22 protein-coding genes and 1 rRNA gene are annotated in these 22,039 nt (G+C 71.1%); 14 read left to right on the top strand and 9 right to left on the bottom strand.

Annotated elements, in window-relative coordinates; all coding sequences use genetic code 11:
• Together rrf and D7W82_RS26620 are read left to right on the top strand one after the other, a co-directional pair.
• Window positions 1-108 (top strand): 5S ribosomal RNA (gene rrf / locus D7W82_RS26615); the annotation flags it as partial.
• A 201-nt stretch (window positions 109-309) separates the two neighbouring features.
• On the top strand, window positions 310-756 hold the full coding sequence (locus D7W82_RS26620) for a hypothetical protein (protein WP_120567841.1): 447 nt from the start codon (window positions 310-312) through the stop codon (window positions 754-756).
• Between the two features lie 9 nt (window positions 757-765).
• Here the strand turns inward: D7W82_RS26620 and D7W82_RS26625 are convergent, their stop codons facing one another.
• On the bottom strand, window positions 766-966 hold the full coding sequence (locus D7W82_RS26625; RefSeq protein WP_014392968.1) for a SlyX family protein: 201 nt from the start codon (window positions 964-966) through the stop codon (window positions 766-768).
• Window positions 967-997: 31 nt separating this feature from the next.
• Here D7W82_RS26625 and D7W82_RS26630 point away from each other — a divergent pair, with 31 nt between their 5' ends.
• Window positions 998-1,297 (top strand): tetratricopeptide repeat protein, encoded by a 300-nt coding sequence (locus D7W82_RS26630; RefSeq protein ID WP_014392969.1) that lies wholly within the window; start codon window positions 998-1,000, stop codon window positions 1,295-1,297.
• 3 nt (window positions 1,298-1,300) lie between these two features.
• Here the strand turns inward: D7W82_RS26630 and D7W82_RS26635 are convergent, their stop codons facing one another.
• The 3 genes from D7W82_RS26635 to D7W82_RS26645 form a co-directional block, all read right to left on the bottom strand.
• Window positions 1,301-2,269 carry a tetratricopeptide repeat protein gene (locus D7W82_RS26635; protein ID WP_120621038.1) on the bottom strand — a complete coding sequence of 323 codons (969 nt, stop codon included), beginning with the start codon at window positions 2,267-2,269 and terminating at the stop codon, window positions 1,301-1,303.
• A 9-nt stretch (window positions 2,270-2,278) separates the two neighbouring features.
• Window positions 2,279-2,623 carry a zinc ribbon domain-containing protein gene (locus tag D7W82_RS26640; RefSeq protein ID WP_120621039.1) on the bottom strand — a complete coding sequence of 115 codons (345 nt, stop codon included), beginning with the start codon at window positions 2,621-2,623 and terminating at the stop codon, window positions 2,279-2,281.
• 107 nt (window positions 2,624-2,730) lie between these two features.
• The gene (locus tag D7W82_RS26645) at window positions 2,731-3,129 is read right to left on the bottom strand and encodes a hypothetical protein (RefSeq protein WP_233587948.1); all 399 of its coding nucleotides are present in this window, start codon (window positions 3,127-3,129) and stop codon (window positions 2,731-2,733) included.
• A 218-nt stretch (window positions 3,130-3,347) separates the two neighbouring features.
• On the opposite strand from D7W82_RS26645, the gene D7W82_RS26650 reads away from it, so the two are divergent.
• Window positions 3,348-3,539 carry a hypothetical protein gene (locus D7W82_RS26650; RefSeq protein ID WP_120621040.1) on the top strand — a complete coding sequence of 64 codons (192 nt, stop codon included), beginning with the start codon at window positions 3,348-3,350 and terminating at the stop codon, window positions 3,537-3,539.
• A gap of 57 nt (window positions 3,540-3,596) precedes the next feature.
• Here the strand turns inward: D7W82_RS26650 and D7W82_RS26655 are convergent, their stop codons facing one another.
• The 4 genes from D7W82_RS26655 to D7W82_RS26670 form a co-directional block, all read right to left on the bottom strand.
• A complete protein-coding gene (locus D7W82_RS26655; RefSeq protein WP_120621041.1) occupies window positions 3,597-4,424 on the bottom strand; it encodes a hypothetical protein in 828 nt (275 codons plus the stop codon).
• The gene (locus D7W82_RS26660; protein ID WP_120621042.1) at window positions 4,424-5,167 is read right to left on the bottom strand and encodes a hypothetical protein; all 744 of its coding nucleotides are present in this window, start codon (window positions 5,165-5,167) and stop codon (window positions 4,424-4,426) included. The genes D7W82_RS26655 and D7W82_RS26660 overlap by 1 nt, the downstream gene beginning before the upstream one ends.
• A complete protein-coding gene (locus tag D7W82_RS26665; RefSeq protein ID WP_304988746.1) occupies window positions 5,167-7,272 on the bottom strand; it encodes a TonB-dependent receptor in 2,106 nt (701 codons plus the stop codon). The genes D7W82_RS26660 and D7W82_RS26665 overlap by 1 nt, the downstream gene beginning before the upstream one ends.
• 175 nt (window positions 7,273-7,447) lie before the next feature.
• Window positions 7,448-7,780 carry a hypothetical protein gene (locus tag D7W82_RS26670; RefSeq protein ID WP_233587949.1) on the bottom strand — a complete coding sequence of 111 codons (333 nt, stop codon included), beginning with the start codon at window positions 7,778-7,780 and terminating at the stop codon, window positions 7,448-7,450.
• Window positions 7,781-8,039: 259 nt separating this feature from the next.
• Here D7W82_RS26670 and glpD point away from each other — a divergent pair, with 259 nt between their 5' ends.
• The 4 genes from glpD (at window position 8,040) to D7W82_RS26690 (ending at window position 13,003) form a co-directional block, all read left to right on the top strand.
• Window positions 8,040-9,737, top strand: a complete 1,698-nt coding sequence (gene glpD / locus D7W82_RS26675; RefSeq protein WP_120621043.1) for a glycerol-3-phosphate dehydrogenase — start codon at window positions 8,040-8,042, stop codon at window positions 9,735-9,737.
• Window positions 9,738-10,010: 273 nt separating this feature from the next.
• On the top strand, window positions 10,011-11,822 hold the full coding sequence (locus D7W82_RS26680) for a S8 family serine peptidase (protein WP_120621044.1): 1,812 nt from the start codon (window positions 10,011-10,013) through the stop codon (window positions 11,820-11,822).
• 191 nt (window positions 11,823-12,013) lie between these two features.
• Window positions 12,014-12,733, top strand: a complete 720-nt coding sequence (locus D7W82_RS26685; RefSeq protein WP_147439546.1) for a hypothetical protein — start codon at window positions 12,014-12,016, stop codon at window positions 12,731-12,733.
• Between the two features lie 60 nt (window positions 12,734-12,793).
• Entirely contained in the window at window positions 12,794-13,003 is a 210-nt protein-coding gene (locus D7W82_RS26690) for a hypothetical protein (RefSeq protein ID WP_120621046.1), read from the top strand.
• A 10-nt stretch (window positions 13,004-13,013) separates the two neighbouring features.
• Here D7W82_RS26690 and D7W82_RS26695 read toward each other — a convergent pair whose 3' ends face one another.
• On the bottom strand, window positions 13,014-13,616 hold the full coding sequence (locus D7W82_RS26695) for a CDP-alcohol phosphatidyltransferase family protein (protein WP_120621047.1): 603 nt from the start codon (window positions 13,614-13,616) through the stop codon (window positions 13,014-13,016).
• Window positions 13,617-13,807: 191 nt separating this feature from the next.
• Here D7W82_RS26695 and D7W82_RS26700 point away from each other — a divergent pair, with 191 nt between their 5' ends.
• The 6 genes from D7W82_RS26700 to D7W82_RS26725 form a co-directional block, all read left to right on the top strand.
• Complete coding sequence (locus D7W82_RS26700; protein ID WP_120621048.1) at window positions 13,808-14,701, top strand: DUF4846 domain-containing protein; 894 nt, start codon at window positions 13,808-13,810, stop codon at window positions 14,699-14,701.
• A 256-nt stretch (window positions 14,702-14,957) separates the two neighbouring features.
• Entirely contained in the window at window positions 14,958-18,377 is a 3,420-nt protein-coding gene (locus D7W82_RS26705) for a PAS domain-containing protein (protein ID WP_120621049.1), read from the top strand.
• The gene (locus tag D7W82_RS26710) at window positions 18,374-18,838 is read left to right on the top strand and encodes a response regulator (RefSeq protein ID WP_014392985.1); all 465 of its coding nucleotides are present in this window, start codon (window positions 18,374-18,376) and stop codon (window positions 18,836-18,838) included. Before D7W82_RS26705 ends, D7W82_RS26710 begins: the two co-directional genes overlap by 4 nt.
• Window positions 18,835-20,409 (top strand): ATP-binding protein, encoded by a 1,575-nt coding sequence (locus D7W82_RS26715; RefSeq protein ID WP_120621050.1) that lies wholly within the window; start codon window positions 18,835-18,837, stop codon window positions 20,407-20,409. The genes D7W82_RS26710 and D7W82_RS26715 overlap by 4 nt, the downstream gene beginning before the upstream one ends.
• A 29-nt stretch (window positions 20,410-20,438) precedes the next feature.
• The gene (locus D7W82_RS26720; protein ID WP_120621051.1) at window positions 20,439-21,083 is read left to right on the top strand and encodes an EcsC family protein; all 645 of its coding nucleotides are present in this window, start codon (window positions 20,439-20,441) and stop codon (window positions 21,081-21,083) included.
• 56 nt (window positions 21,084-21,139) lie between these two features.
• The coding region (locus tag D7W82_RS26725) for an ABC transporter substrate-binding protein (protein ID WP_147439548.1) at window positions 21,140-22,039 on the top strand (900 nt) is incomplete at its 3' end.

Raw genomic sequence — 22,039 nt, forward strand, 5'->3', positions numbered from 1 at the left:
AATGTCGGAGGGGTCACACCCGTTCCCATCCCGAACACGGAAGTTAAGCCCTCCAGAGCCGATGGTACTCCGCGGGAAACCGCGTGGGAGAGTAGGTCGCTGCCGGATTCTTTTTGAAAGCCCCTGGTGCCGCAAGGCACCAGGGGCTTTGTCTTTGCGGGCTTGTGCCATGGGGTTCAGGCGCACGCCTCTCGTGGATTGATCCGACGGGATGCGAACGTACAAACGCCTGGCTTTGAGGCTGGCCTGACCCTGGATGCTTTTGCTTGAGTGGCGCTCCTTCCCCCTCTCTGGACAGGAGCCTCTCGCATGCATCTGCTTCGAATCTACGCCGCTGGTCTGTTCGCGCTGGGGCTGTTGCTGGCACCCGCGGAATCCAAGGCGCAGCAGTCCGGCGTCCGCCTGGGCGTGGGCGCGGATTACTGGGTGGACACCAGCGCCGCGTTCAACTTCACGCTGGGCGTTGAAGGGCATGTCGCGGGTCCACTCTTCGTGGGGGCCCGGTTCGGCGCGGTGCTCGTCACGGACGGCAACATCATTGGCGTTCCGTTGGACATCTCGCTTCGCGCGACGGTGGGCCGGAACGTCTACATCGAGGGACTCGCGGGGCCGTGGATCTTCTTCAAGGGGGACACCTTCAAGGCCCATGCGGCGTTTGGCTTTGGTCTCCAGGGCAAGGCCGCGAGCATCGGCATCGAGGTGGGCTACCTCGATCCGAATCCCATCATCGGCCTGCGGCTGGGCTACAAGTTCTGAGGCCTTGCCTCAGTAGTGCGGTGGGCGCTCCTGCTGGCGGGCGTCCACCAGGCCCGGCTCGGCGTCCAGCTTGCGCTTGAGCTGGTCCAGCTCCGCCCGGAGCGCGTCGATGACGCGCCCCTGCTGATAGAGCACGTCACTCAGCTCCTGCAGCAGCTCCTGCTGCTGCGTGTAGCGGATTTCCAGCTCGACCAGGCGCTTGTCTTCCATTGCCGTCTTCTCCGCTCGGGGACCGTGCCCCATGAATACCCTTGAACATCTGCAGCGCGCCCGCGAGCTGCTGGGACGCGGACAACCCGAGCTGGCGGAGTCCGCGCTCAGTGACGCCATCGATGCGGCCGTGGCGGCGGAGGACCTGGTCCTCCTCACCCAGGCGCGGTTCGCGCTGGGGGAGTTGCTCTTCCAGCAGGGCCGGGATGAAGAGGCAATCCCCTTCCTCCAGGCGGTGGTTCGCACCGAACGGGCTGACGGGTCCGTGGACGCGCCGGTCATCGCCTCCGCGAGGATGCTGCGCCAGATTCGAGGACAGGAGCCTCGGTAAGACTCAGGGGAGCCGGCACTGCTCCCGGATGGCGTCCATCCGCTGCGGGAAGCGCCGCTCCAGGTCCGTGCGCGTCTGACGTGCTCCCTCGAGCTTCCCTGCCTTCACCTGGAGGGTGCAGAGAGTGGCCAGCGCCCGCGTGTCGGACACGTCCAGACGGTCCGCCTGACGTAGGGCTGCCTCGGCGGCGGTCTCATTTCCCATCTGGAACCAGGCGACGCCCAGCTGGAAGTGGCCTTCCGCGAGCTTCGGGTCCTTCTGCACCGCCTGCTGCAAAAGCCCCACGGCTTCGCGGCTCCGGCCTTCCCTGGTGAGCACCAGCCCCTGTTCCACCAGGAGGCGGGCCGCGGGGACCTTGCCCTCCAGGGAGGTGAAGACCTTCAGGGCGTCCTCGGGCCTGCCCGTCCGGCTGAGCAGCCGGCCGTAGCGCACGCCGATGAGGGGATCGCCGGGTGCGCGGCTGTAGGCCTGGGACAGGGCTTCCGTGGCGCCCTCGACGTCTCCCTTCTCCTCGCTCAAGTCCGCCCGGAGCAGCTCCGCCCGTGGGTCCGCCGGCGCGAGCCTCCTCGCCTTGTCGAGCGACTGGTCCACGCAGCGGGACATCCGCTCCCGGTCGCAGATGCGCGCGAGCAGGAGCTGGGTCTCCAGGGCGTTCGGGTCCCTCCGCTCGGCTTCCAGGACCAGGTCGTGTGCTTCCGCGGGGGCCCCTTCGCGCAGGAGCTCGGCCGCCTCACGCAGGTCCGCCGCCGTCGCCTTGTCGTTGTGTTTCAGGGGCACCAGGAACCGCAGACGGCCTTCCACGCTCTCCGTGGCCCTCGCGATGGCCAGCTCCTGCTCGGGCATGTCGCGGGGCAGGAACAGGGGGATGGCGTGGATGGCGAGCGCCGCTCCACAGACCCAGAGGACGCCCCGGAGACCCTGGTTCCGGCGCTGACCGCTCCGCGCCCCCGGTTCGTTCGATGGGTCGCTCATGGGGCGTTCTTAAATGGCTCGGAGGTGCGGGCGCAGCCCTGACGGCAGTTCCAGCTCGCAGCTCCAGCAGAACTCGAAATTGGCGGGGTTCTCCTCGCCACAGCGTGGACAGGTCACCGAACGGCTGGCGGCTTCCTGGTTGGCCTGGAGCTCCGCGAGGACCTGGCGCCCGGCTTCCAGTTCCTGTGGCCACAGCCACAGCTCCACCCAGGCCTCGGTGCTGGGAATCTCTCCGCTCAGCGGGACCAGGGACTCGCCGCGGATGTCGACCGAGAGCCCGGCTGATTCCAGGGCCCCCGCCAGCATCCGTGCCTCTCCGACCGTGCGGTGCACGGAGAACTGCACGCGCTTCATGCTGCTTGTCTCTCAGAACCGGGCCCCCGGGGCAACCGGCCCCGGCTGCTCCCCTGCTGAGCCTCGGGCGATGCGGCCCTCACGGACCGTGCGTCCCCCGTCATTCATCATGACGGAGCTGGTGTGGCAGGACGGCGTGGGCGTGGCGGGGGGCTCGAGCGTGGAGCTCCGCTGACAGCAGCGCGTCCCAGGCGATCATACCCGCCACCCCTCGCGGGCAGCCGCTCGGTGGCGAGTCTCAAGCGGGGTGTCTCCTCGTCCTCGAAGGCCAGGGTCACCGCCAGGATGTCCGGGCCTCCTGCCTGGGGCGCGAGCGTGGCGGGTTCGGGCTCCCGCTGCAGGGGTTCCAGCAACGGGGCCAGCCGGCGGATCTCCTCCGGCGTCAGGTCCCGCTCCACCACCGGTTCGCCCTGCTCCAGGACGCGCAGGTGCTTGAGGCCTTCCACTCGCAGCGCCTGCGCTCCAGTGTTCGTCTGGCCACTGCGCTCGTAGGTCACCGTTTTCACGCGCCGTACCTCCCCCGGAGTCAAGGAGTAGGCATTCGCATCCTCCCCTGCATCCGAGGAAGTCCTCGCTGAGGGCCTCCAGTCCGGGAAGGACAGCCCTAGCGACCGGTGCCGGACACCAGGCAGCCCCCGCTGGGCCCCTGCGCTTCCTGGGGACGTCTCCCTACCGTGCCTTCCGTCCGGGCGCCCATGTCCGGACACACGGAGGACGCCGAACGATGAGCAAGCACAAGAACCCGAGCCCGAATGATCAGCGCTCCAACACGAAGAACCCCGAGCGCCCGGAGCACAAGTCCGCCCAGGACAACCGCTCCAACCAGATGAACCCGAACCGTCCTCCGAACCCGCCGTCCCACATGCCTTCGCACGGCGGTGGCACGACGGGCGGGGACGATTCCTCGAAGCGCTGAGTGAAACGGGAGAGGCCGGCCCGCGCGTTCGGGCCGGCCGCTCCGGGGGGCGTTGTCCTAGCGGACGCGCGGCGAGCACTCGCCTTCGCCGCGGTAGTGGCCCACGGTGCGCACGAGCGCCGTCACGAAGTCGCGCAGCGTCCGCACGCTGCCCGCGCCCCCCGTGCCGTACTGGCCCGAGGGCAGCGACGTCAGGTTCACCAGGCCCAGCTCATCCAGGGTGATTTCGCCGTCCGGGCCGACGATGCCCGTGCTGTCCGCCGCGGCGATGGCGTCGAAGCGCATCTTCGCGTCCGGCGACTGGAGGTCGTCGAAGAAGAGGTGGTCGCCGTGGATGGTGAGCTGCACCGTCTCCGTGCCGCCCTTGGGCACCGTCACGCCGTTGCCGATGTCCTCGCTCTCGCAGTGCTCATAGAGGGTGTTGGTGGCGAAGCCCCAGTGGAAGCTCTTGGTCGCCGCGCCCTTGGTGGCCGTGCCCTCGACGTAGACGGACCAGCCTTCGGTGTTCATCCGCGTCACGTCCTCCGCGTCCGCGTTGCCGGCGGTGGCGTTCGTGGCGGGGGCGATGGCGTAGCTCACCTCGTCCCAGTCCTCGGCGGCCAGGTCGCTGAACTTCGCGACGTCCACCGGTCCCGGGCGGTGCACGTCGTACACCTTCGCGGCCGTCTGCTCGGCGGCGGTCTCGCCCTCGCCGTTGGCGACCTTCACCTCGCTGAGCTTCACGAGGAACTTGGTGTACTTCACCGTCCAGCCGTCCTCGAAGGCGCTGGCGGGGATCTCCTTCTCGATGAAGTCCTCTCCGTACGTGGTGAACGTCACGTTGCCCTGACCCGACGAGCAGGCGAGCAGGCCCAGACACGACACACCCATCAGCCAATTCTTCATCACTGCGCTGCTCCTTCCACCCACGTCACGACGTAGGCGCTGGTGTCTTCCACGCCGCGCACCAGCCCGTTCTGGGCCTGGCTGCCGGCGGGGAAGGTGGAAACGCCAGCCGCGTCCGGAAGCGACGCGGTGGCGAAGTCGATGCGGTCCATCCATTTCCCCAGGTCCACCGCGATGCGCACGAAGCCGGCCTCCTGCTGGAGGTCGCGCTCGAAGCGCACGCCTTCGATGGCCTTGGGCAGGTCCACCGCCGCGTCGAAGTGCACCGTGGCTCCGGAGGTGTGGGTCGCGGTGCCTCGCACGTGGGCCTGGTGGCCTCCGAGGACGTTCTGCGCGTCCGTGGCCGCCGTGGGCGTCACGAGCGTCAGCTCCAGTGAGCCGTACGCGCCGGTGACGGCGTTGGCCTTGCCCAGGTTGCCTCCCGCGAGCAGATCCACGGTCTGGGCGTTGAGCACCTCTCCCAATGCATCCCCGGGGACGTAGTGGCCGGGGTGCGCGTTCGCGGTGCCTCCGATGAGCGAGTACCAGTCGAAGCGGGACAGCAGCACGCGGCCCTCGAAGAAGCGCACCGAGCCCACGGAGAGCTGTGCGGCATCGGGCGTCACCGTCCAGCCGTACTCGTTGGGGGCCGTGGGCGCCGTCGCCGTCATCGTCACGGCGAAGGTGCGGCGCTCGGCTTCGGTCTTGCCGCCGCAGCCCATGCTCATCAGGGCCACGATCAAGGCCGGTGCAATCGGGTTCATCACAGGTGGACCTCCAGGGTGAGCGAGGCCACGCGTGGTGCCCCCGCGGTGAAATGTCTGGCTGGAACGAGGCCTGGCTGGGCGGTGGGGTCGAAGCGCGAGCTGTAGACGAACTCGCCGTCACGCCAGCGCGTGTTGAGCAGGTTCTTCACGTCGAGCCGCAGCGCGAGCGCTCCCCGCCGCAGCGCGGCCTGCACGTCCGCGAGGAACACGGTGTGGCTGTATTCGTCGTAGGGCAGGGGCCTGGGGCCGATGAGCGTGAGGCCCGTGCCCAGCGACAGCACGGAGTCGATGCCGGGCAGCGGCTTCTCCCAGCCGAGGTCCGCTCGAGCGACCAGGGGCGCGAAGTAGGGGAGCTTCGCGTCCGTCTTCGTCACCGTCGCGTTCGCCACCGTGGCGCTCAGCGCGGCCGTGACGCCTTCGAATGGACGCGCTTGCAGCGACGCGGAGATGCCCGTGCGCAGTGTCTCTCCCGTGAAGACGGTGGTGCCCACCGTGTGGTCGAAGAAGAAGTCGTCCGCCACCTGCGAGCCGAAGACGCTCGCCTGGAAGGACAGATGTTCTCCGTCCCTCCGCGTGCCCAGCTCCGCGCCGTGCACGTTCACGAAGGGCGCCTGCTCTCCTTCCGCGAGGCTTCGCGCTTGCGGTGAACGGAAGCCGTCTCCGTAGCTGGCGAAGAGGGCCCAGGTGTCCGTGAGCGCGTATTCGACGCCGGCCTTCGCGCCCCAGTGCACCCCGAAGGCGCTGCGCGAGTAGCCCTGCCCGTCGTAGTAGCGCGGGTCGCGGAAGGCGAGCGCGTCGAAGACCTCCACGCCCAGCGCGTCCGCGCGGCCTCCCAGCCGGAAGGCCCAGCGGCCCAGCGGGAGCCTGGCTTCGGCGTAACCCCAGACGTTCGTCTGCGTGATGTCCGCGTCCACTTCGTCCGCGAAGAAGGTGCCGTCCGTCTCCCGGTAACGGCGTTGCGTCTGGTGGATGCCGTCGCGCCTTCCTCCCAGGCCCAGCTCCAGCGCGACGGGGCGGTCGAAGAGGGTGACCTGGCGGCGGTGCTCGGCGCGCAGGCCCAGCGTGGAGCCGTCGTGGGTCTGCTCCAGGCCGTCGCCCCGGCCGTCCACCCGGTAGCCCGTGAAGTTGTTGCGCAGGCGCAGGTCCGAGAGGATCCCGAAGGCCTCCAGGCGCGTGCGCGCGGTGCCTTCGCGCGGGAGGTCCACTCCGATGAGGAGTTGGTGCCTGGAGACCGTGCCTCCCTGTCGGTCGAAGGAGCCGGAGTAGAAGGTGCGGCGCCCGGCTTCGAGGTCGTCCTCGCGCACCACTCCGGGGGAGTCGAAGCGCGTGACGTAGCTTCCTCCCAGGATTCGCGCGCTCAGGCCGTGGCCCAGGTCCAGGTTCGCCTGGGCGAGCAGCGCGGCCCGGCCGTAACCTCGCTGGGGCCCGAAGCCGTCACTCTCTCCGAGCTCCGCCGCCGCGAAGGTGCCGGGGTCCTCGCCCGGGCGGACCGTCACGACGAGCCGGCGCGTGTTGAACTGGCCCAGCGTGCCAGCGAACTCCACGCCCTTCTCACGCGCGCCCAGGTCCATGCGCACCGTCCCCGCGACCGCGAAGTCTCCCTGGAACGCGCGGTAGGAGCCCTCCGTCACCTCCAGCGATTGGACGAGCTCCGGGATGATGAAGTTGGTGTCCGCGTAGCCCAGCGCGTGGATGTGGCTCACCTCGTTCACCGGCAGGCCTCCGACGTTCAACTCCACGTCCTGGCCGTGGAGCGCGTCGAAGCCTCGGAGGAAGAGCTGCTGCGCCTTGCCTTCGCCGCTGTGCTGCGAGGCCACCAAGCCTGGGACGACTCGGAGCACGTCCGTCGCGTTCAGGCGCGGTGCCGTGTCGAGGATGTCCCGGCCGATGGTGACCTCGGCGGCGCTCTGGGCCGGACGCGTGCCTCGCACCACCGTGGAACGCTGCTTCACGGCGGCCTCCGTGGCCTGTTGTGGCTCAGGTTGCTGCTGTCGTGGCGTGGCTTCTGTTTCCTCGTGGCGGGTGGCTTCCGGCCCTTCCTGTGCGGCCGGCACGGCCGAGGCAAGACACGTCGAGAGCGTGGTGAACGCGATGAGCAACATGGTCACGGTGGGGACGGCACGACGGCACGTCACCGGCGCGCGTGGGGACGCGCTCCGGGGCGTGCGGGTTTGATGGACAGACGGATTGGGGACGCACGCTCACGCAGGCCCGTGTCTGGCCTGGGCCAGACGGTCCGCGTGCTCGCGAGTCATCCTTTCGGAGGTCCGAAGGGGGCTAGGGGCCCTGCGGCATCGCCGCGGACCGCAACCGCTGGCCCGGCGACCACTCCGGGCTTCGCTCCGGCTCCACCCGCCAGGACACCCAGCGTAGCTTCGGCGGCACGAACACGGTCCAGCTCGCCGCCACCGCCAGCAGGTGCTCCACCGAGCCCGTCAGGTGCTGGTGGTCATGGCCCTGCTCGGACTCCTTCGGGCACGCGGCCTTCGTCGCGTCACACGCACCCGGGGTGCGGTGGACGTGGGTGCTGACGCCGTGCTCGTGGCGCCCCAGGCCTCCGCCGTGTCCCACCACCGCGTGCAGCACCGGCGCGATCGCGAGCCCGTACACCAGGACCCACAGTCCCAGGAACGCCAGGTCTCGTCGGTCTCGGGTATCCCACACGGCGGTTTGGGGGGCGGCGGAGCGTCCAGGACGGGGGAGGTGAGGCGGCTGCCTGCCTATCCGTCCTCCCCCCGACACGCAAGGCGGCCTCCGCCGCTCGCTGCGCGACAGTTCCTTGCCGCCCCGTCCCATGACCCCGTGGACCGCTTGACGCATTGCATCGGAATCCGCTGCGGCCACAGAGTTCCCGTCATAGACTCGTCACGTGCGTTCCGAATCCGCCGCGCTTCGTTCCCTGCCTGCCTCCACGGAGGTTCCTGCCCCGCCCTCGCGCGCCGACCGTCTGCGTGCGCTGGGGAGTGAGTCGTTCGACCTGCTCGTCATTGGCGGCGGGGTGACGGGGGCGGGTGCTGCTCGGGACGCGGCGCTGCGGGGGCTGAAGGTGGCCCTGGTGGAGCGCGAGGACTTCGCCAGCGGGACGTCCAGCCGCTCGTCGCGCCTCATCCACGGCGGCCTGCGCTACCTGGAGCATGGCCACCTGGGGCTCGTCTTCGAGTCGAGCATCGAGCGGCGCCGCCTGCTCCACCTGGCGCCCCACCTGGTGCGCCCCTTGGCCTTCATCTGGCCCGTCTATGAAGGGGCTCGCGTGCCGCGCTGGAAGCTCAACGCGGGCCTGATGCTGTACGACGCCCTGTCCCTGTTCCGGAACGTGAAGGCGTATCAGCGCCTGTCGCTCAAGCAGCTGGTGGAGGCCGAGCCCGGCATCCGCTCCGAGGGGCTCAAGGGCGGTGCCCGCTACTACGACGCGGCCACCGACGACGCCCGCCTCACGCTGGCCAACGCGCTGGGCGCGAGCGAGGCCGGCGCGGTGGTGCTCAACCACGCCTCCGTGAAGCGGCTGGTGCTGGAGGACGGCAAGGTGAAGGGCGCGGTGGTGGTGGATCACCTCACCGGCCTGGAGCACACCGTGCGCGCGCGCGCCGTCGTCAACGCGACCGGGCCCTGGAGCGATGAGATCCGCCGGCTGGATTCGCAGCAGGAGCGCACGGGGCCCGCGGTGCGCGGCAGCAAGGGCGTGCACATCGCCGTGCCCCGCTCGCGGCTGAACATCGGGGATGCGCTCACGTTGCTGTCGCCCGTGGATGGCCGCGTGATGTTCATCCTGCCCGCGGAGGCGTTCACCCTCATTGGCACGACGGAGACGGCCACCCGCGCCCATCCGGCCGAGGTGCGCGCGAGCGAGGCGGACGTGGCCTACCTGCTCTCCTCCGCCAATGCCTTCTTCCCCGAGGCGAACCTCACCCGCGAGGACATGGTCAGCGCCTGGGCCGGCATCCGCCCGCTCGCGGCGAGCGGCTACCACGGCAACAGCGACGCGGGCAGCGCCAGCCGCGAGCACGCCATCGATGTGAGCCCGTCCGGCGTGCTGGCCATCAGCGGCGGCAAGCTCACCACCTTCCGGGTCATGGCCCGCGACGTGGTCAACGCCGTGGAGCGCCACCTGTCCCTCCCGCACAAGAAGCCCGTCACCCACGAGCAGCCCCTGCCGGGCGGCGACCTCCTCAAGCTGGACGCGGAGCTCGCGGCGGCGAAGCAGGAGGTGGGGGATGCGGCCACGGGCGAGCACCTGGTGCGCGCGTACGGCAGCCGCTGGCACGCGGTGTGGGCGCTCACTCGCGAGTCGCCCGAGCTGGCCGAGCCGCTGGTGGAGGGCCTGCCCTACCGCCGCGCCGAGGCCGCGTGGGGCGTGTCCCACGAGATGGTCCAGACGCTGGCGGACCTGCTCATCCGCCGCCTCAAGGTCGCGTTCGAGACGCGCGACCAGGGCCGCGCGGCCGCCGTGCGCGCCGCCGAGGTGATGGCGCCGCGCCTGGGCTGGGACGCGGCGGAGACCGAGCGTCAGCTGGCGGCGTACGCCGTGGATGCCCAGCGCATCTTCGGCGTGGATCCCTCCGACGCCTGACGCCCTGCCGGGAGTCCGGGCCCGGTGCGTCATGCCGGGCCGGAGGCCCTGCCGCGAACGGGGCGCTCCCCATGAGCGTTGAGCGCCCCACGTTGGACCGGCACCGGATGGCCGTCGGGCGCACGACAGCCGCCCGAGCAGTCGTCCTACGTCCATGCTTAAATCGTCGTGGGAACGGGAAGCAGGGTTGGCTCGTTCCTCCCGGCCCCCTTTCTGGGGGCGGCGGGTCACGGCGCGGTAATCCACGTTGGCCGGGCGAAGGAGATACACCCCATGAAGCGTTGGCTTTGGCTTGGGCTCGGGTTGTCCGGACTGGTGGCGAGCGGCTGTGGCAGTGACCCCGAACCCATTGACGTCCTGCCCCAGGAGTGTCCCGGCACCTCGGAGGTGTCGCTGCCGAAGCCGGGGGTCTCCCCGCTGAGCACGGACACGGCGGCGGACGGCGTCATCATCACCTACAAGCCGAAGGTGACCGCGAGCGCGCTGGCCGCGTCGGCGGACATCGCGGCGGCCGTGGAGCGCGAGGGCGGCACGGTGATGCGCCGCATCCCGAACATGAACGTGGTGTCCGCCCGGCTGTCGCCGGAGGCCATCGCCGCGCTGAAGCTCCGCCCGGACGTGGTCTCCGTGACGCCCAACCGCCGCGTGCGCGCGCTGGGCCTGCCCACGCCTCCGCCGCTGGCGTCGTGGCAGGGCGCGTACACCACGCAGGGGTCGGTGGGCGAGTACACGGAGGGGCTGAAGTTGATCCAGGTCCCGCAGGTGTGGGACGCGAACAATGACGGCGTCCTCGACCCCGGCGCGCCCACGGGCGAGGGCGTGAAGGTGTGCGTCATCGACAGCGGCTGGGACAGCAAGCACCCGGAGCTGAAGGCGGCGTTCCTCATGGGCAAGGACTTCGTCGACAAGGACGATGACCCGTCCGACCAGAGCGAGTCCCAGGGCGTGGTGACGGTGGGCGGCGGCCACGGCACGCACGTGTCCGCGACCATCCTGGCGCAGTTCGGCGCGGGCTCCGGCGCGCGCGTGGCGCCCGGGGAGGAGCCGAACGGCGTGGTGGGCGTGGCGCCGGGCGCGTCGCTGCTCGTCGCGCGCGTGCTGGACACGGACGGTGGCGGTCGCACGGACGACGTCATCGCGGCGGTGGAGTGGTGCCATTCGCAGGGGGCACGGATTGCCTCGCTGTCGCTGGGCGCGCCGGACCCGTCCGAGACCGAGCAGACCATGTTCGAGAAGGTCTGGGAGGACGGCAACGGCATGCTGTCCATCGCGGCCAGCGGCAATGATGGCAAGCTCGGCATCGCGTATCCGGCCGCGTACCTGCCGTCCGTGATGGCGGTGGGCGCGGTGGACATGCAGGGCGAGCACGCGCCCTTCTCGCAGTTCGGCCAGGAGCTGTCCGTGGTGGGGCCGGGCGTGAACGTGCTGAGCGCCACGGTGCTGGGGGCGGCGTCGCTGTCCTCGGTGACCGCGTCGTCGTCGCCCATCGCCTCGTCGCCGCTCACGTACACCGCGCAGGGCACGTACACGGGCCGGCTGGTCAACTGCGGCCTGGGCGCGGACCGCGCGGCGTGCGGTGAGTCCGCCACCTGCGACGGCTTCGTCGCCTACGTGGACCGTGGCGACCTGTTCTTCGAGGAGAAGGCGCGCAACGTCATCCAGGCCGGCGCCCGCGCGGTCATCATCGGCAACAACGTGGAGGACGACGGGGAGGGCACCTTCACGCTGGGCTCCGCGAACTCGCACTGGGTGCCCACGGTGTCGGTGTCCATGGCGGCCGGCGCGTCCCTCAAGAAGATGATGGGCCAGGACGTGACGGTGTCCATCACCGGCCTGGACTACCAGCGCGAGTCGGGCACCTCCATGGCCACCCCGCATGTGTCGGGCGTCGCCGCGCTGGTGTTCAGCGCCCGGCCGGACCTGAGCGCCGCGCACGTGCGCGCGGTGCTGGAGAAGACGGCGAAGGACGACAAGGCGACGCCGGGCAAGGACGCGAAGTACGGCTACGGCCTGGTGCAGGCGGCCAAGGCCGTGGAGCTGGCGAAGTCGCTGCCCCAGGGCGGCGGTCCGCTCCCGCTGCCGTAGCGGCCTCACCGTCGCGCCCGTGGGCCTGACGCCCCCGTGTCCCTCGTGGGACCGGGGGCGTCTCCTTTTCCTCCGTGCAGGCGCCGGGTCGTGGGTTGGCACTCCGGACGGACAGGCGACCGCCAGGCCTCCGGGCCGGTGGTTCGCGCCGCGTGCGCGTGCACCTTCCCAAGAAGGGAGGCGCGCGGCGCATGAGGCGAGACACCTGGCTGGGATTGGGGATCGCGGGTCTGGCCTGCCTGCTGATGTGCGCCGGGGCTCAATCCGGCGGGATGGAGAATGACGCTGCGTCCGGGCAGGGCAACGCTCCCGCCACGACGCCGCAAGCTCCGGCGACCGCGCCGCAAGCTCCCGCGGCCGCGCCGCAAGCTCCGGTGTCGACGCCACAGCCGCAGCCGGGGACGGGCGGCTCCGGGGCGAACACGCAGGCCCCCGCTGGGACGGCTCCTGGCACCGCGCCCGCGCAGGGCACCGGAGGGGACGCGGGGGGCACGCCGGTTTCGGAGCCGAACCCGGAGGGGCAGACGACTCCGCCCAACCCGGGCCCGGAGACGAACACGGGCACGGGCGGCACGGGCAACACGGGAACGGGAGCTTCCTCCACGGCGAAGCCTCCCGCTTCGGGCGCCCAGCAGGGCGTCGCGGTGGTGGATGCCATCTACCGGGGAAAGGTGCGCTCGGTGTCCGACAAGGAGGTCGTCATCGACAACGAGGGCTTACGCCTGCCGCTGGAGATCAGCACCCAGACGCGTGTCGTCCGCGACGGTGAGGACATCGGCGTGACGGAGCTCAAGGAGGGCGAGCGGGTGCGCGCCACCGTGAACCTGGTGGGCCGGAGCCACACGCGGGAGATCGCCGTGCTGACCGGCGCCGAGGCCCGGCGCGACGCCGCGACCCAACGCCGCCGGTAGCCAGGGCCTGTCCGTCAGCCGCATGGCTCCGTCCGCGTCTCCCGGACGGAGGTTTCCACCATGACGGTCTACGACCGATACCGAACCCTGTTGCACAAGTTGGCCCTCGTCCGCGCCCGTGCGCCCGGCGGGGATTCACCTGAAGCGGATGCGCTGCTCGACACGATGGACGAGGTCTGGGCCGCCCTGTCCGACGGCGAGCGCGCCGCCATGGAGCGCGAACGCGCCCGGTTGGCCGTCGCCGTGGACACGCGCGCCGTGCCCGCGTGAGGCGCTCGCGTCACTCCCGCACGGACCCCATGGGTGCGCCCGTGGGCCCATGGGGAATGCGCGAGGACGGCCGGGACGGCGGCAGTTCCCGGCGCTGACGCTGACGCCACACCGCCCGCGTGTAGTCCACCACCGACGCCAGCGACAGCAGCGCGACGAGCGCCACGAGAGGCCGCACCAGCGGCGGGTAGAGCAGGACGCACAGCAACACCGCGAGCTGCAACGTCGTGACGACCTTGCCCAGCATCCGCGCCTTGAGTTCGATGGCCCGCATGTCCGGCCGCACCCTGGCGACGATGAAGCCGATGGCCGTGCCGATGTCCCGCAGGAGCAGCAGCGTCAGCTCCACGGGGTCGATGAGCCCGTCCAGCAGACACACGATGAAGGCCGTCACCATGAAGGCGCGGTCCGCCACCGGGTCGATGAGCGCGCCCAGGCGCGTGGACAGCCCCCGGTGCCGGGCAATCCAGCCATCCAGGAAGTCCGTCGCCGCGGCCAGCACCACCAGGAAGGCCCTCATGCGCAGGTCCGACACCGCGATGAACACCGCGGCGAGCGGCAGTCGCGACAGGGACAGCGTATTGAGCAGCACGAGGCTTGCCCGACGGTGCATGGCTTTCAAAAGGTAGTGCTCGGTCCCCGGGGCGCACCTGCCCGCGATGGCGAGCGTCCGGCGAAGAACTCCTCTGGTGCCCTCGTGGATCCACGCTCGGCGAAAGGACCCTGCGGCCCGCGTGCGGTGTCCCAGGGCATGGCCCGGGATTTCCCCGGCCTTGTGCTCCTGGAGTCCGCCTCTTGAACGCGATGGGACCCGTCCGCCCCCTGCTGGCACTGGCCACCCTGCTCACCGTGGCGTTGCCCCTGGCGAGCTGTGAAGCGGCCGGTCGGGCGAAGGTCGCGCCTCGCGCCCCCACGGCCGAGGAGCAGAAGCGCTACCCGTGGCTGCCAGCCTCCGCCCGGGTGCGCTCGCTGGAGGAGGCCTTCACGCCCCCGGAGGGCTACTCGCGCGTGTCCCTGGAGGCGGGCTCTTTCGGCGCCTGGCTGCGCGGCCTGCCCCTGCGCCCGGAGGGCTCCCCCGTGCGCGACTTCCAGGGCAAGACCGTGCTGGCGGCCTCCGACTCCCGGCTGGCCGCGGTGGGGGAGCTGGACGTGGGCACCGCGAACCTCCAGCAGTGCGCGGACTCCATCCTGCGCCTTCATGCGGAGTGGCGCTGGGCGTCCGGCCAGTCGGAGCGCATCGCCTACCGCTTCACCAGCGGCCACCTGGCGTCCTGGCCCCGCTACGCGGCCGGGGAGCGGGCGCGCGTCTCTGGTTCGAAGGTGACGTGGGTGCCGGGGAGCGCGGCGGCGGACAGCTCGCGGGCGGCCTTCCGGAGCTACCTGAACCTGCTCTTCACCTACGCGGGCACCCTGTCGCTCCAGGCGGAAGGAGCGCGACCCACCCGGGAGCAGCTGCGGCCGGGGGACCTCTTCGTCCTGGGCGGCAGCCCCGGCCACACGGTGCTCGTTCTGGACGTGGCCACCAACGCGAAGGGGGAACGGGTGGCGCTCATGGGCCAGGGCTTCACCCCCGCGCAGGACTTCCACGTCCTGGCGGGGAGGGACGGGCCCTGGTTCCCCCTGGACGGGGAGAGCGTGGCGACGCCCTTCTGGGCGCCCTTCCCCATGACGTCCCTGCGCCGGCTGCCGTCGCCGTGATCGGGCTGGAAACGTGAAACGCCCACGAGGGGCGGCCTGGGGGACGTGCGCCCTCCTGGTGTGTCTCCTGGCGGACGGGGAGGCACCAAACGGAGGGTGCCCGAGGGTTCCGCTGGAATCGACAGGGGGGAGGAGGCAGGTTGCGGCGTGGAGTGTTGTCCTGCCGTCAACGCGGGACACACCGAAGCCGGGCCCGTCCCCCGCCGTGTGCCTGCCAGCCTAAAGGGAAGAGGAGCCCGTCCCCCGAGCCTCCACCATGTCCTCCGCCGCCGTGTCCGTGCCCGCGTCTTCGCCCCGGGCCAGCATCCTCCTCGTCGACGACACGCCCGGGCACCTCCTGGCGCTGGAGGGCATCCTCACGCCCCTGGGGCAGCGGCTGGTGCGCGCCACCTCCGGACGCGAGGCCCTGCGGCGCGTGCTGGACGAGGACTTCGCCGCCGTCCTGATGGACATGAACCTGGGCGACATGACGGGCGTGGAGGTGCTGGGCCTCTTGCGTGAGCGCGAGCGCAGCCGGCGCCTGCCCGTGCTGCTGATGACCGCGGGCGACGGCGACGAGAAGGAGTGGCTGGCGGCGTACGCGCACGGCGCGGTGGACTACCTGCGCAAGCCGCTGCGGCCTGAAATCCTCCTGGCGAAGGTGTCCATGTTCGTGGAGCTGCACCTGGCGCGCGAAGCCGTGCAGCGGCGCGAGGAGTCGCTGCGCGAGCGCGAGCGCCACGCCCTGGAGGCCGTCCACCGCGAGCGGCTGCACGCGTTCTTCATGCAGGCCCCGGTGGGCATCTCCATCACGCGCGGGCCGGACTTCGTCTTCGAGCTGGCGAATCCCTACTACGAGCTGCTGGTGGGCCGGCGGGTGACGCCGGGCCAGACGATGTTGGACGCGTTCCCGGAGATGGCCTCGCAGCCGGAGGTGATGGAGGTGCTGCGCGGCGTGGTGCGCACGAAGCAGCCCTTCGTGCGGCCGGAGTTCGAGGTGAAGCTGGTGCGCGACGGCCAGCCGGACTCCGTCTTCTTCAACGTCATCTACCACCCGATGGTGGAGGTGGACGGCACCGCGTCCGGCATCATCACCCTGGCCACCGACGTGACGGAGTTCGTGCGCGCGCGCCGGCACACGGAGGCGCTCACCCTGGACCTGCGAAGGCAGCAGGCCGCGCTGGTGGACAGCGAGCAGCGCCTGCGCCTGGCGCTGACGGCCACCCAGCTGGGCACCTTCGACATGGACGTGGTCACGGGCGAGCTCCGGTGGGACGCGCGCTGCAAGGCGCTCTCCGGCCTGCCGCCCGAATCGGAGCCGTCCTACGACACGTTCCTCGCGGGCCTGCACCCGGAGGACCGGGACGCCGTGCAGCGCGCGATCGCGCTCAGCTGGGACCCCAGCGGCAGGGGCGACTACGACGTGGCCTACCGCACCGTGGGGTTGAAGGACGGCGTGGAGCGCTGGGTGCGCGCCACGGGCCGCACGTACTTCCAGGACGACAAGCCGGTGCGCTTCGTGGGCACCGTGCAGGACATCACCGCGCGCAAGCGCGCCGACGCGGAGCGGGCCCGGCTGATGGCGGGCGAGCTGCGCCGCACCGAGCAGCTCCGGGGTCTGTCGCGCGCGAGCCTGGCGCTCAACGCGGCGGGCAGCGTGCCGGCCATCCTGGAGCTGGTGACGCTCAAGGCGCGCAAGCTGATTGGCGCGAACCAGTCCTTCGTGCAGGTGGCGGACGGCCGGGACGCTCCGCCGCTCGCCTCGCTGTCCGCGGTGGAGCATGATCCGCTGGCGCCCGGCGCCGCCCAGGTGGCCGTGGACGAGCGCGGCCTCTTCGCCCGGGTGTGCCAGGAGAACCGGCCGCTGCGCCTGACGCGCGAGGCGCTGCGCCAGCACGCGGACTACATCCAGGCGCCCCCCGCGCCGCCGCCCGCGCTGCCCCTGAAGGGCTTCCTGGCGGTGCCGCTGGTGGGGCACGACGGCCGCAACCTGGGCCTGGTGCAGGTGTCCGACAAGGTGGAGGGTGACTTCGACGCGGAGGACGAGACCATCGCCGTGCAGCTGGCGCAGATGGCCAGCGTGGCGCTGGAGAACGCCCGCCTGTACGAGACGGCGCAGGCGGAGCGGCGCAACCTGTTCGCGGTGCTCAAGCAGCTGCCCGCCGCCATCACCGTGCTGCGCGGCCCGGAGCTGGTCTTCGAGATGGCCAACGACCTGCGCCTGAAGCTCACCGGGTCCCGGCCGCTCCTGGGCCTGACCGTGCGCCAGGCGCTGCCGGAGCTCAAGGACCAGGGACAGGTGGCCCAGTTGGAGCACGTCTACCGTACCGGAGAGACCTACCAGGGCCACGAGGTGCCCATGCGCCTGGGCCGCGACGTGGGGCAGGAGGCGCCCGAGGGCTACTTCAACCTCACCTTCCAGCCGCTGCGCAACGCCGAGGGCAAGGTGGACGGCATCGTGTCCGTGTCCTGGGAGGTCACGGAGCAGGTGCTGGCGCGCCGGCGCATCGAGGCGCTGGCCGCGGAGCTCAAGGAGCGCGAGCAGCAGTTCCGCACGCTGGCGGACTCCATCCCGCAGCTGTCGTGGATGGCGGAGCCGGACGGGCGCATGTTCTGGTTCAACCAGCGCTGGTACGACTACACCGGGACGACGCCCTCGCAGGTGGGGGAGAAGGACTGGAACGAGCTGCTGGACCCGGAGGACGCCGGGCGCGTGCTGGAGCACTTCAACGCGGCCCTGCGCGAGGGGGCGCTGTGGGAGGACCAGTTCCGCCTGCGCCGCGCGGACGGCAGCTATCGCTGGTTCCTGTCGCGCGCCATGCCCGTGCGGGACGGCGAGGGGCGCATCGTCCGCTGGTTCGGCACCAACACGGACATCGACGACGAGCGCCGCATGATGGAGAGCCTGAGGCGGGCGGAGGAGGAGATCCGCCACCTCAACACGGGCCTGGAGAAGCGCGTGCGCGAGCGCACCGCCCAGCTGCAGGAGGCGAACAAGGAGCTGGAGTCCTTCAGCTACTCCGTGTCGCACGACCTGCGCGCGCCCTTGCGCCACATCACCGGCTTCGCGCAGTTGCTGGAGCGGCGGGCGGGCGCGAAGCTGGACGACGTGTCGAAGGGCTACCTCTCCACCATCGCGGGCGCGGCGAAGCAGGGCGGCACGCTGGTGGATGACCTGCTCGCGTTCAGCCGCATGGGCCGGGCGGAGCTGCGCCAGTCGCGGGTGGACCTGGGCCAGCTGGTGGAGGAGGCGAAGCGCGACCTGCTGCCGGAGGCCACCGGGCGGCAGGTGGCGTGGCGGGTGGGGAGCCTGCCCACGGTGGAGGGGGACCCGGCGCTCCTGCGGCAGGTCATCCACAACCTGTTGGCGAACGCGCTGAAGTATACCCGTCCCAAGCCGGAGGCCCTCATCGAGGTGGGGGTACGGGAGACGGAGACCGAGGTCGCGGTGTGGGTGCGCGACAACGGCGTGGGCTTCGAGATGCAGTACGTGGACAAGCTGTTCGGCGTCTTCCAGCGCCTGCACACGGCCGAGGAGTTCGAGGGCACCGGTATCGGGCTCGCGAACGTGCGGCGCATCGTGTCGCGCCATGGAGGACGGACCTGGGCGGAGGGCGCCGTGGGGCAGGGCGCGACCTTCACCTTCACCCTGCCCCGGGCTTCTCCGCTGGAGAAGAAAGTCGAGACGCACGCGTGATTGACCTCAAGCGGATCCTCCTGGTGGAAGACAGCGCCAACGACGTGGCGCTCACCCTGGCGGCGCTGGAAGAGGTGCACCTGGCCAACGAGGTGGTGGTGGTGCGCGACGGACAGCAGGCGCTGGACTACCTGTTCCGCAAGGGCGAGTACGCGAACCGGCAGGACGGCCACCCGGCGGTGGTGCTGTTGGATTTGAAGCTGCCGAAGGTGGACGGGCTGGAGGTGCTGGAGAAGGTGAAGGGCGCTCCGGAGCTGAAGGCGGTGCCGGTGGTGATGCTCACCTCGTCGCGCGAGGAGCGGGACCTGGCGCGCAGCTACGGCCTGGGCGTGAACGCCTACGTGGTGAAGCCGGTGGCCTTCCCGGACTTCGTGTCCGCGCTGCGCGAGCTGGGGTTGTTCTGGGCGGTGGTGAACCAGCCGCCGCCGGGCTCCCCTGGCGCGTCCGGAGCCTCGAAGTGAGCGCACGCGGCGGCGCCGCGCTGGACCTGACGCCGCTGCCATCGGCGGAGCGGCCCCTGTCCATCCTCTTGCTGGAGGACAGCCCGCTGGACGCGCAGTTGGTGGCCGCGCAGCTGGAGGAGGGCGGGCTGCCTTCGAAGCTGGAGTGCGTGCAGGGGCGGGCGGCCTTCGTCGCGGCGCTGGAGAAGGGGAGGTTCGACCTCATCCTGTCGGACTACAACGTGCCGGGCTTCGACGGGATGAGCGCGCTGGAGGCGGCGAAGGCCGTGTGTCCGGACACGCCGTTCCTCTTCGTGTCCGGCGCGCTGGGCGAGGACCGCGCCATCGAGCTGCTCAAGCGCGGCGCCACGGACTACGTGCTGAAGGACCGGCTGGAGCGGCTGGGCCCCAGCGTGCGGCGGGCGCTGCGCGAGGCGGAGGGGGTGCGGCTGCGCAAGCGCACGGAGGAGGCGCTGCGCCGCTCCGAGGAGCGCTACCAGCTGGTGGCGCACGCGAGCTTCGACGCCATCTGGGACCTGGATCTCCAGACGGACGCGATGCACTGGATTGGCGACGCGACGGAGGAGGTCTTCGGCTTCCCGGTGGAAGAGGTGGGCGCGGACGCGGCGTGGTGGCGCCGGCACATCCACGGCGAGGACCGCGAGCGGGTGCTGTCGGGGCTGCAGCGGGCGTTCGATTCGGACGAAGACCGGTGGCAGGACGAGTACCGCGTGCTGCGCAAGGACGGGGAGTACGCGTACGTGGCGGCGCAGGGCTCCATCCTGCGCGGAGCGAACGGGAAGGCGCGGCGCATCGTGGGCGCCATGCGCGACATCACGGAGCGGCGGCGGGCGGAGGAGGAGCGGCAGAAGCTGGTGCACGAGGCGCAGGCGCGCGTGGAGTTCGAGCAGCAGCTCATTGGCATCGTCAGCCACGACCTGCGCAACCCGCTGGGCGCCATCCTCACCGGCGCGTCGCTGATGCTCCGGCGCGACGACATCCAGCCGTGGCACGCGAAGGCGGCGGCGCGCGTCCTGTCCGCGGCGGAGCGGGCCACGCGGATGATCCGCGACCTGTTGGACTTCACGCAGGCCCGCATGGGCGGCGGCATCCCGGTGCACGCGGCGCCGTGCGACTTCCACGCGCTCACGCTGCAGGTGGTGGAGGAGGCGCGCACGGCGCACCCGGAGCGCACCATCCAGATGGAGCAGGAGGGGGACGGGCAGGGGGCGTGGGACTCCGACCGGATGGCGCAGGTGCTGTCCAACATCCTGGGCAACGCGCTGAAGTACAGCCCGGAGGACACGCCGGTGCGCGTGGAGAGCCGGGGCGAGCCGGACGCCATCGTGGTGCACGTGCGCAACGGGGGTGACCCCATTCCCCCGGAGATGCTCCCGCGCATCTTCGAGCCGCTCCAGCGCGGGACGACGGTGGGGCGCTCCGAGCGCAGCATCGGGCTGGGGCTCTACATCGTGCGGCAGCTGGTGCTGGCGCACGGCGGGACGGTGGACGCGCGGTCGTCCGCGGCGGAGGGCACGGTGTTCACCGTGCGCCTGCCGCGCTCATTCACCCGGGACACGGTGTCGCCGTAGGTCCTGGCAGTCACGTGGAAGGTGGACGCATGTCGAAGCCGCTGGAGGTCGTGAACGCCGTGCTGGACGCGGGCTTCGAGGGCCTGGGGCCGCTGTGCAGCGCGACGGGGCTGGCGGACGAGTACCTGCGCGACACGCGCTACGCGGGCCACGAGGCGCGCATCGATTCACTCATCCACTGGGAGACGGGGAAGCTGTTCACCACGGGCTTCCTGTCCGGGCTGGGCGGTCTGCTCACGCTGCCGGTGTCGCTGCCCGCCGGCCTGGGTGTGTCGTGGGCGGTGCAGGCGCGGCTGGTGGGCGCCATCGCTCGCATCCACGGGCACGACGTGGAGGAGGACCGCGTGCGGACCCTCACGCTGCTGGCCATCGTGGGGGACATTGGCAAGGAAGTGGTGAAGCAGGCCGGTATCGAGATCAGCCAGCAGCTGGGCATGCGCGCGCTGGAGGCCGTGCCGAAGCACGCCTTGAGCAGCATCAACCGCGCGGTGGGCTTCCGGCTGGTGAGCAAGGCGTCGCAGAAGGGCGTGGTGAACCTGTCCAAGGTCGTGCCGCTGGCCGGTGGGCTGGTGGGCGGCGCGGTGGATGCGCTCGCGTGCCGCGCGGTGGGGGCCACGGCCCGGCGGTTGTTCGCGCCAGGACCGGGGCCGCTGGTGCCCGTGTCGCCTGGATGACCGGGCGCGGGGCTTGTCGTTGACGGTGGGCCTTCGCGCTGGAGTCATCCGGGCGCATGGGCCGCCTCCTCGTCCTCCTCGTCGCGTTGGGCCTCACCGTGGGAGGTTGCCGGCGCTCGTCCGAGGAGGCGGGCACCGGGGGCCGCACCCGCATCGTCTTCAAGTTCCAGCCGCTGTGGGGGGACCCGAAGCCGTTCCGTGAGCTGCTGGCGCGGTACGAGCGCGCCAACCCTGACGTGGAGCTGGTGACGGAGGCGCTGCCGAACTCGTCGGACCTGGCGCACCAGTTCTTCCTCACGTCGTTGCAGGGCGGGGCCACGGACTTCGACGTGCTGGTGGCGGACGTCGTCTGGGTGCCGGAGTTCGCTCGCGCGGGCTGGGTGGCGGACCTGTCCGAGGACTTTCCTCCCGAGCGCCTGCGCCAGGAGTTCCTGCCCGGGCCCGTGGATGCCGTCGTGATGAACGGGCGCACGTACGCGGTGCCCTGGTACGTGGACGTGGGCGTCCTCTACTACCGCACGGACCTGGTGCCTCGCGCGCCGCGCACCTACGAGGAGCTGCGGCGCTTCACCCGCGACGCGATGGCGAAGACGCCCGGCATCCAGGGCTATGTGTGGCAGGGCCGGCAATATGAAGGCCTGACCTGCAACGTGTACGAGGCCATCTGGGGCCATGGCGGTCAGTCGCTGGGCAAGGACGGGCGCGTGCTGCTGGAGACGGAGCCCGCTCGCGAGGCGCTGGCGTACCTGCACGGGCTCATCGCGGACGGACTGTCTCCCCAGACGGTCACGGGCTTTGGCGAGGAGGAGTCGCGGCGCGTGTTCCAGGAGGGCCGCGCGGTGTTCATGCGCAACTGGCCCTATGCATGGAGCGAGGCGCAGGCGGAGGGTTCTCCCATCCGGGGCAAGGTTGGGATCGCGCCGCTGCCGACGAAGGATGGACAGCCGGGGTGGGGG

The organism is Corallococcus sp. CA049B (genome assembly GCF_003611685.1).
Taxonomy (GTDB): Bacteria; Myxococcota; Myxococcia; order Myxococcales; family Myxococcaceae; genus Corallococcus; species Corallococcus coralloides.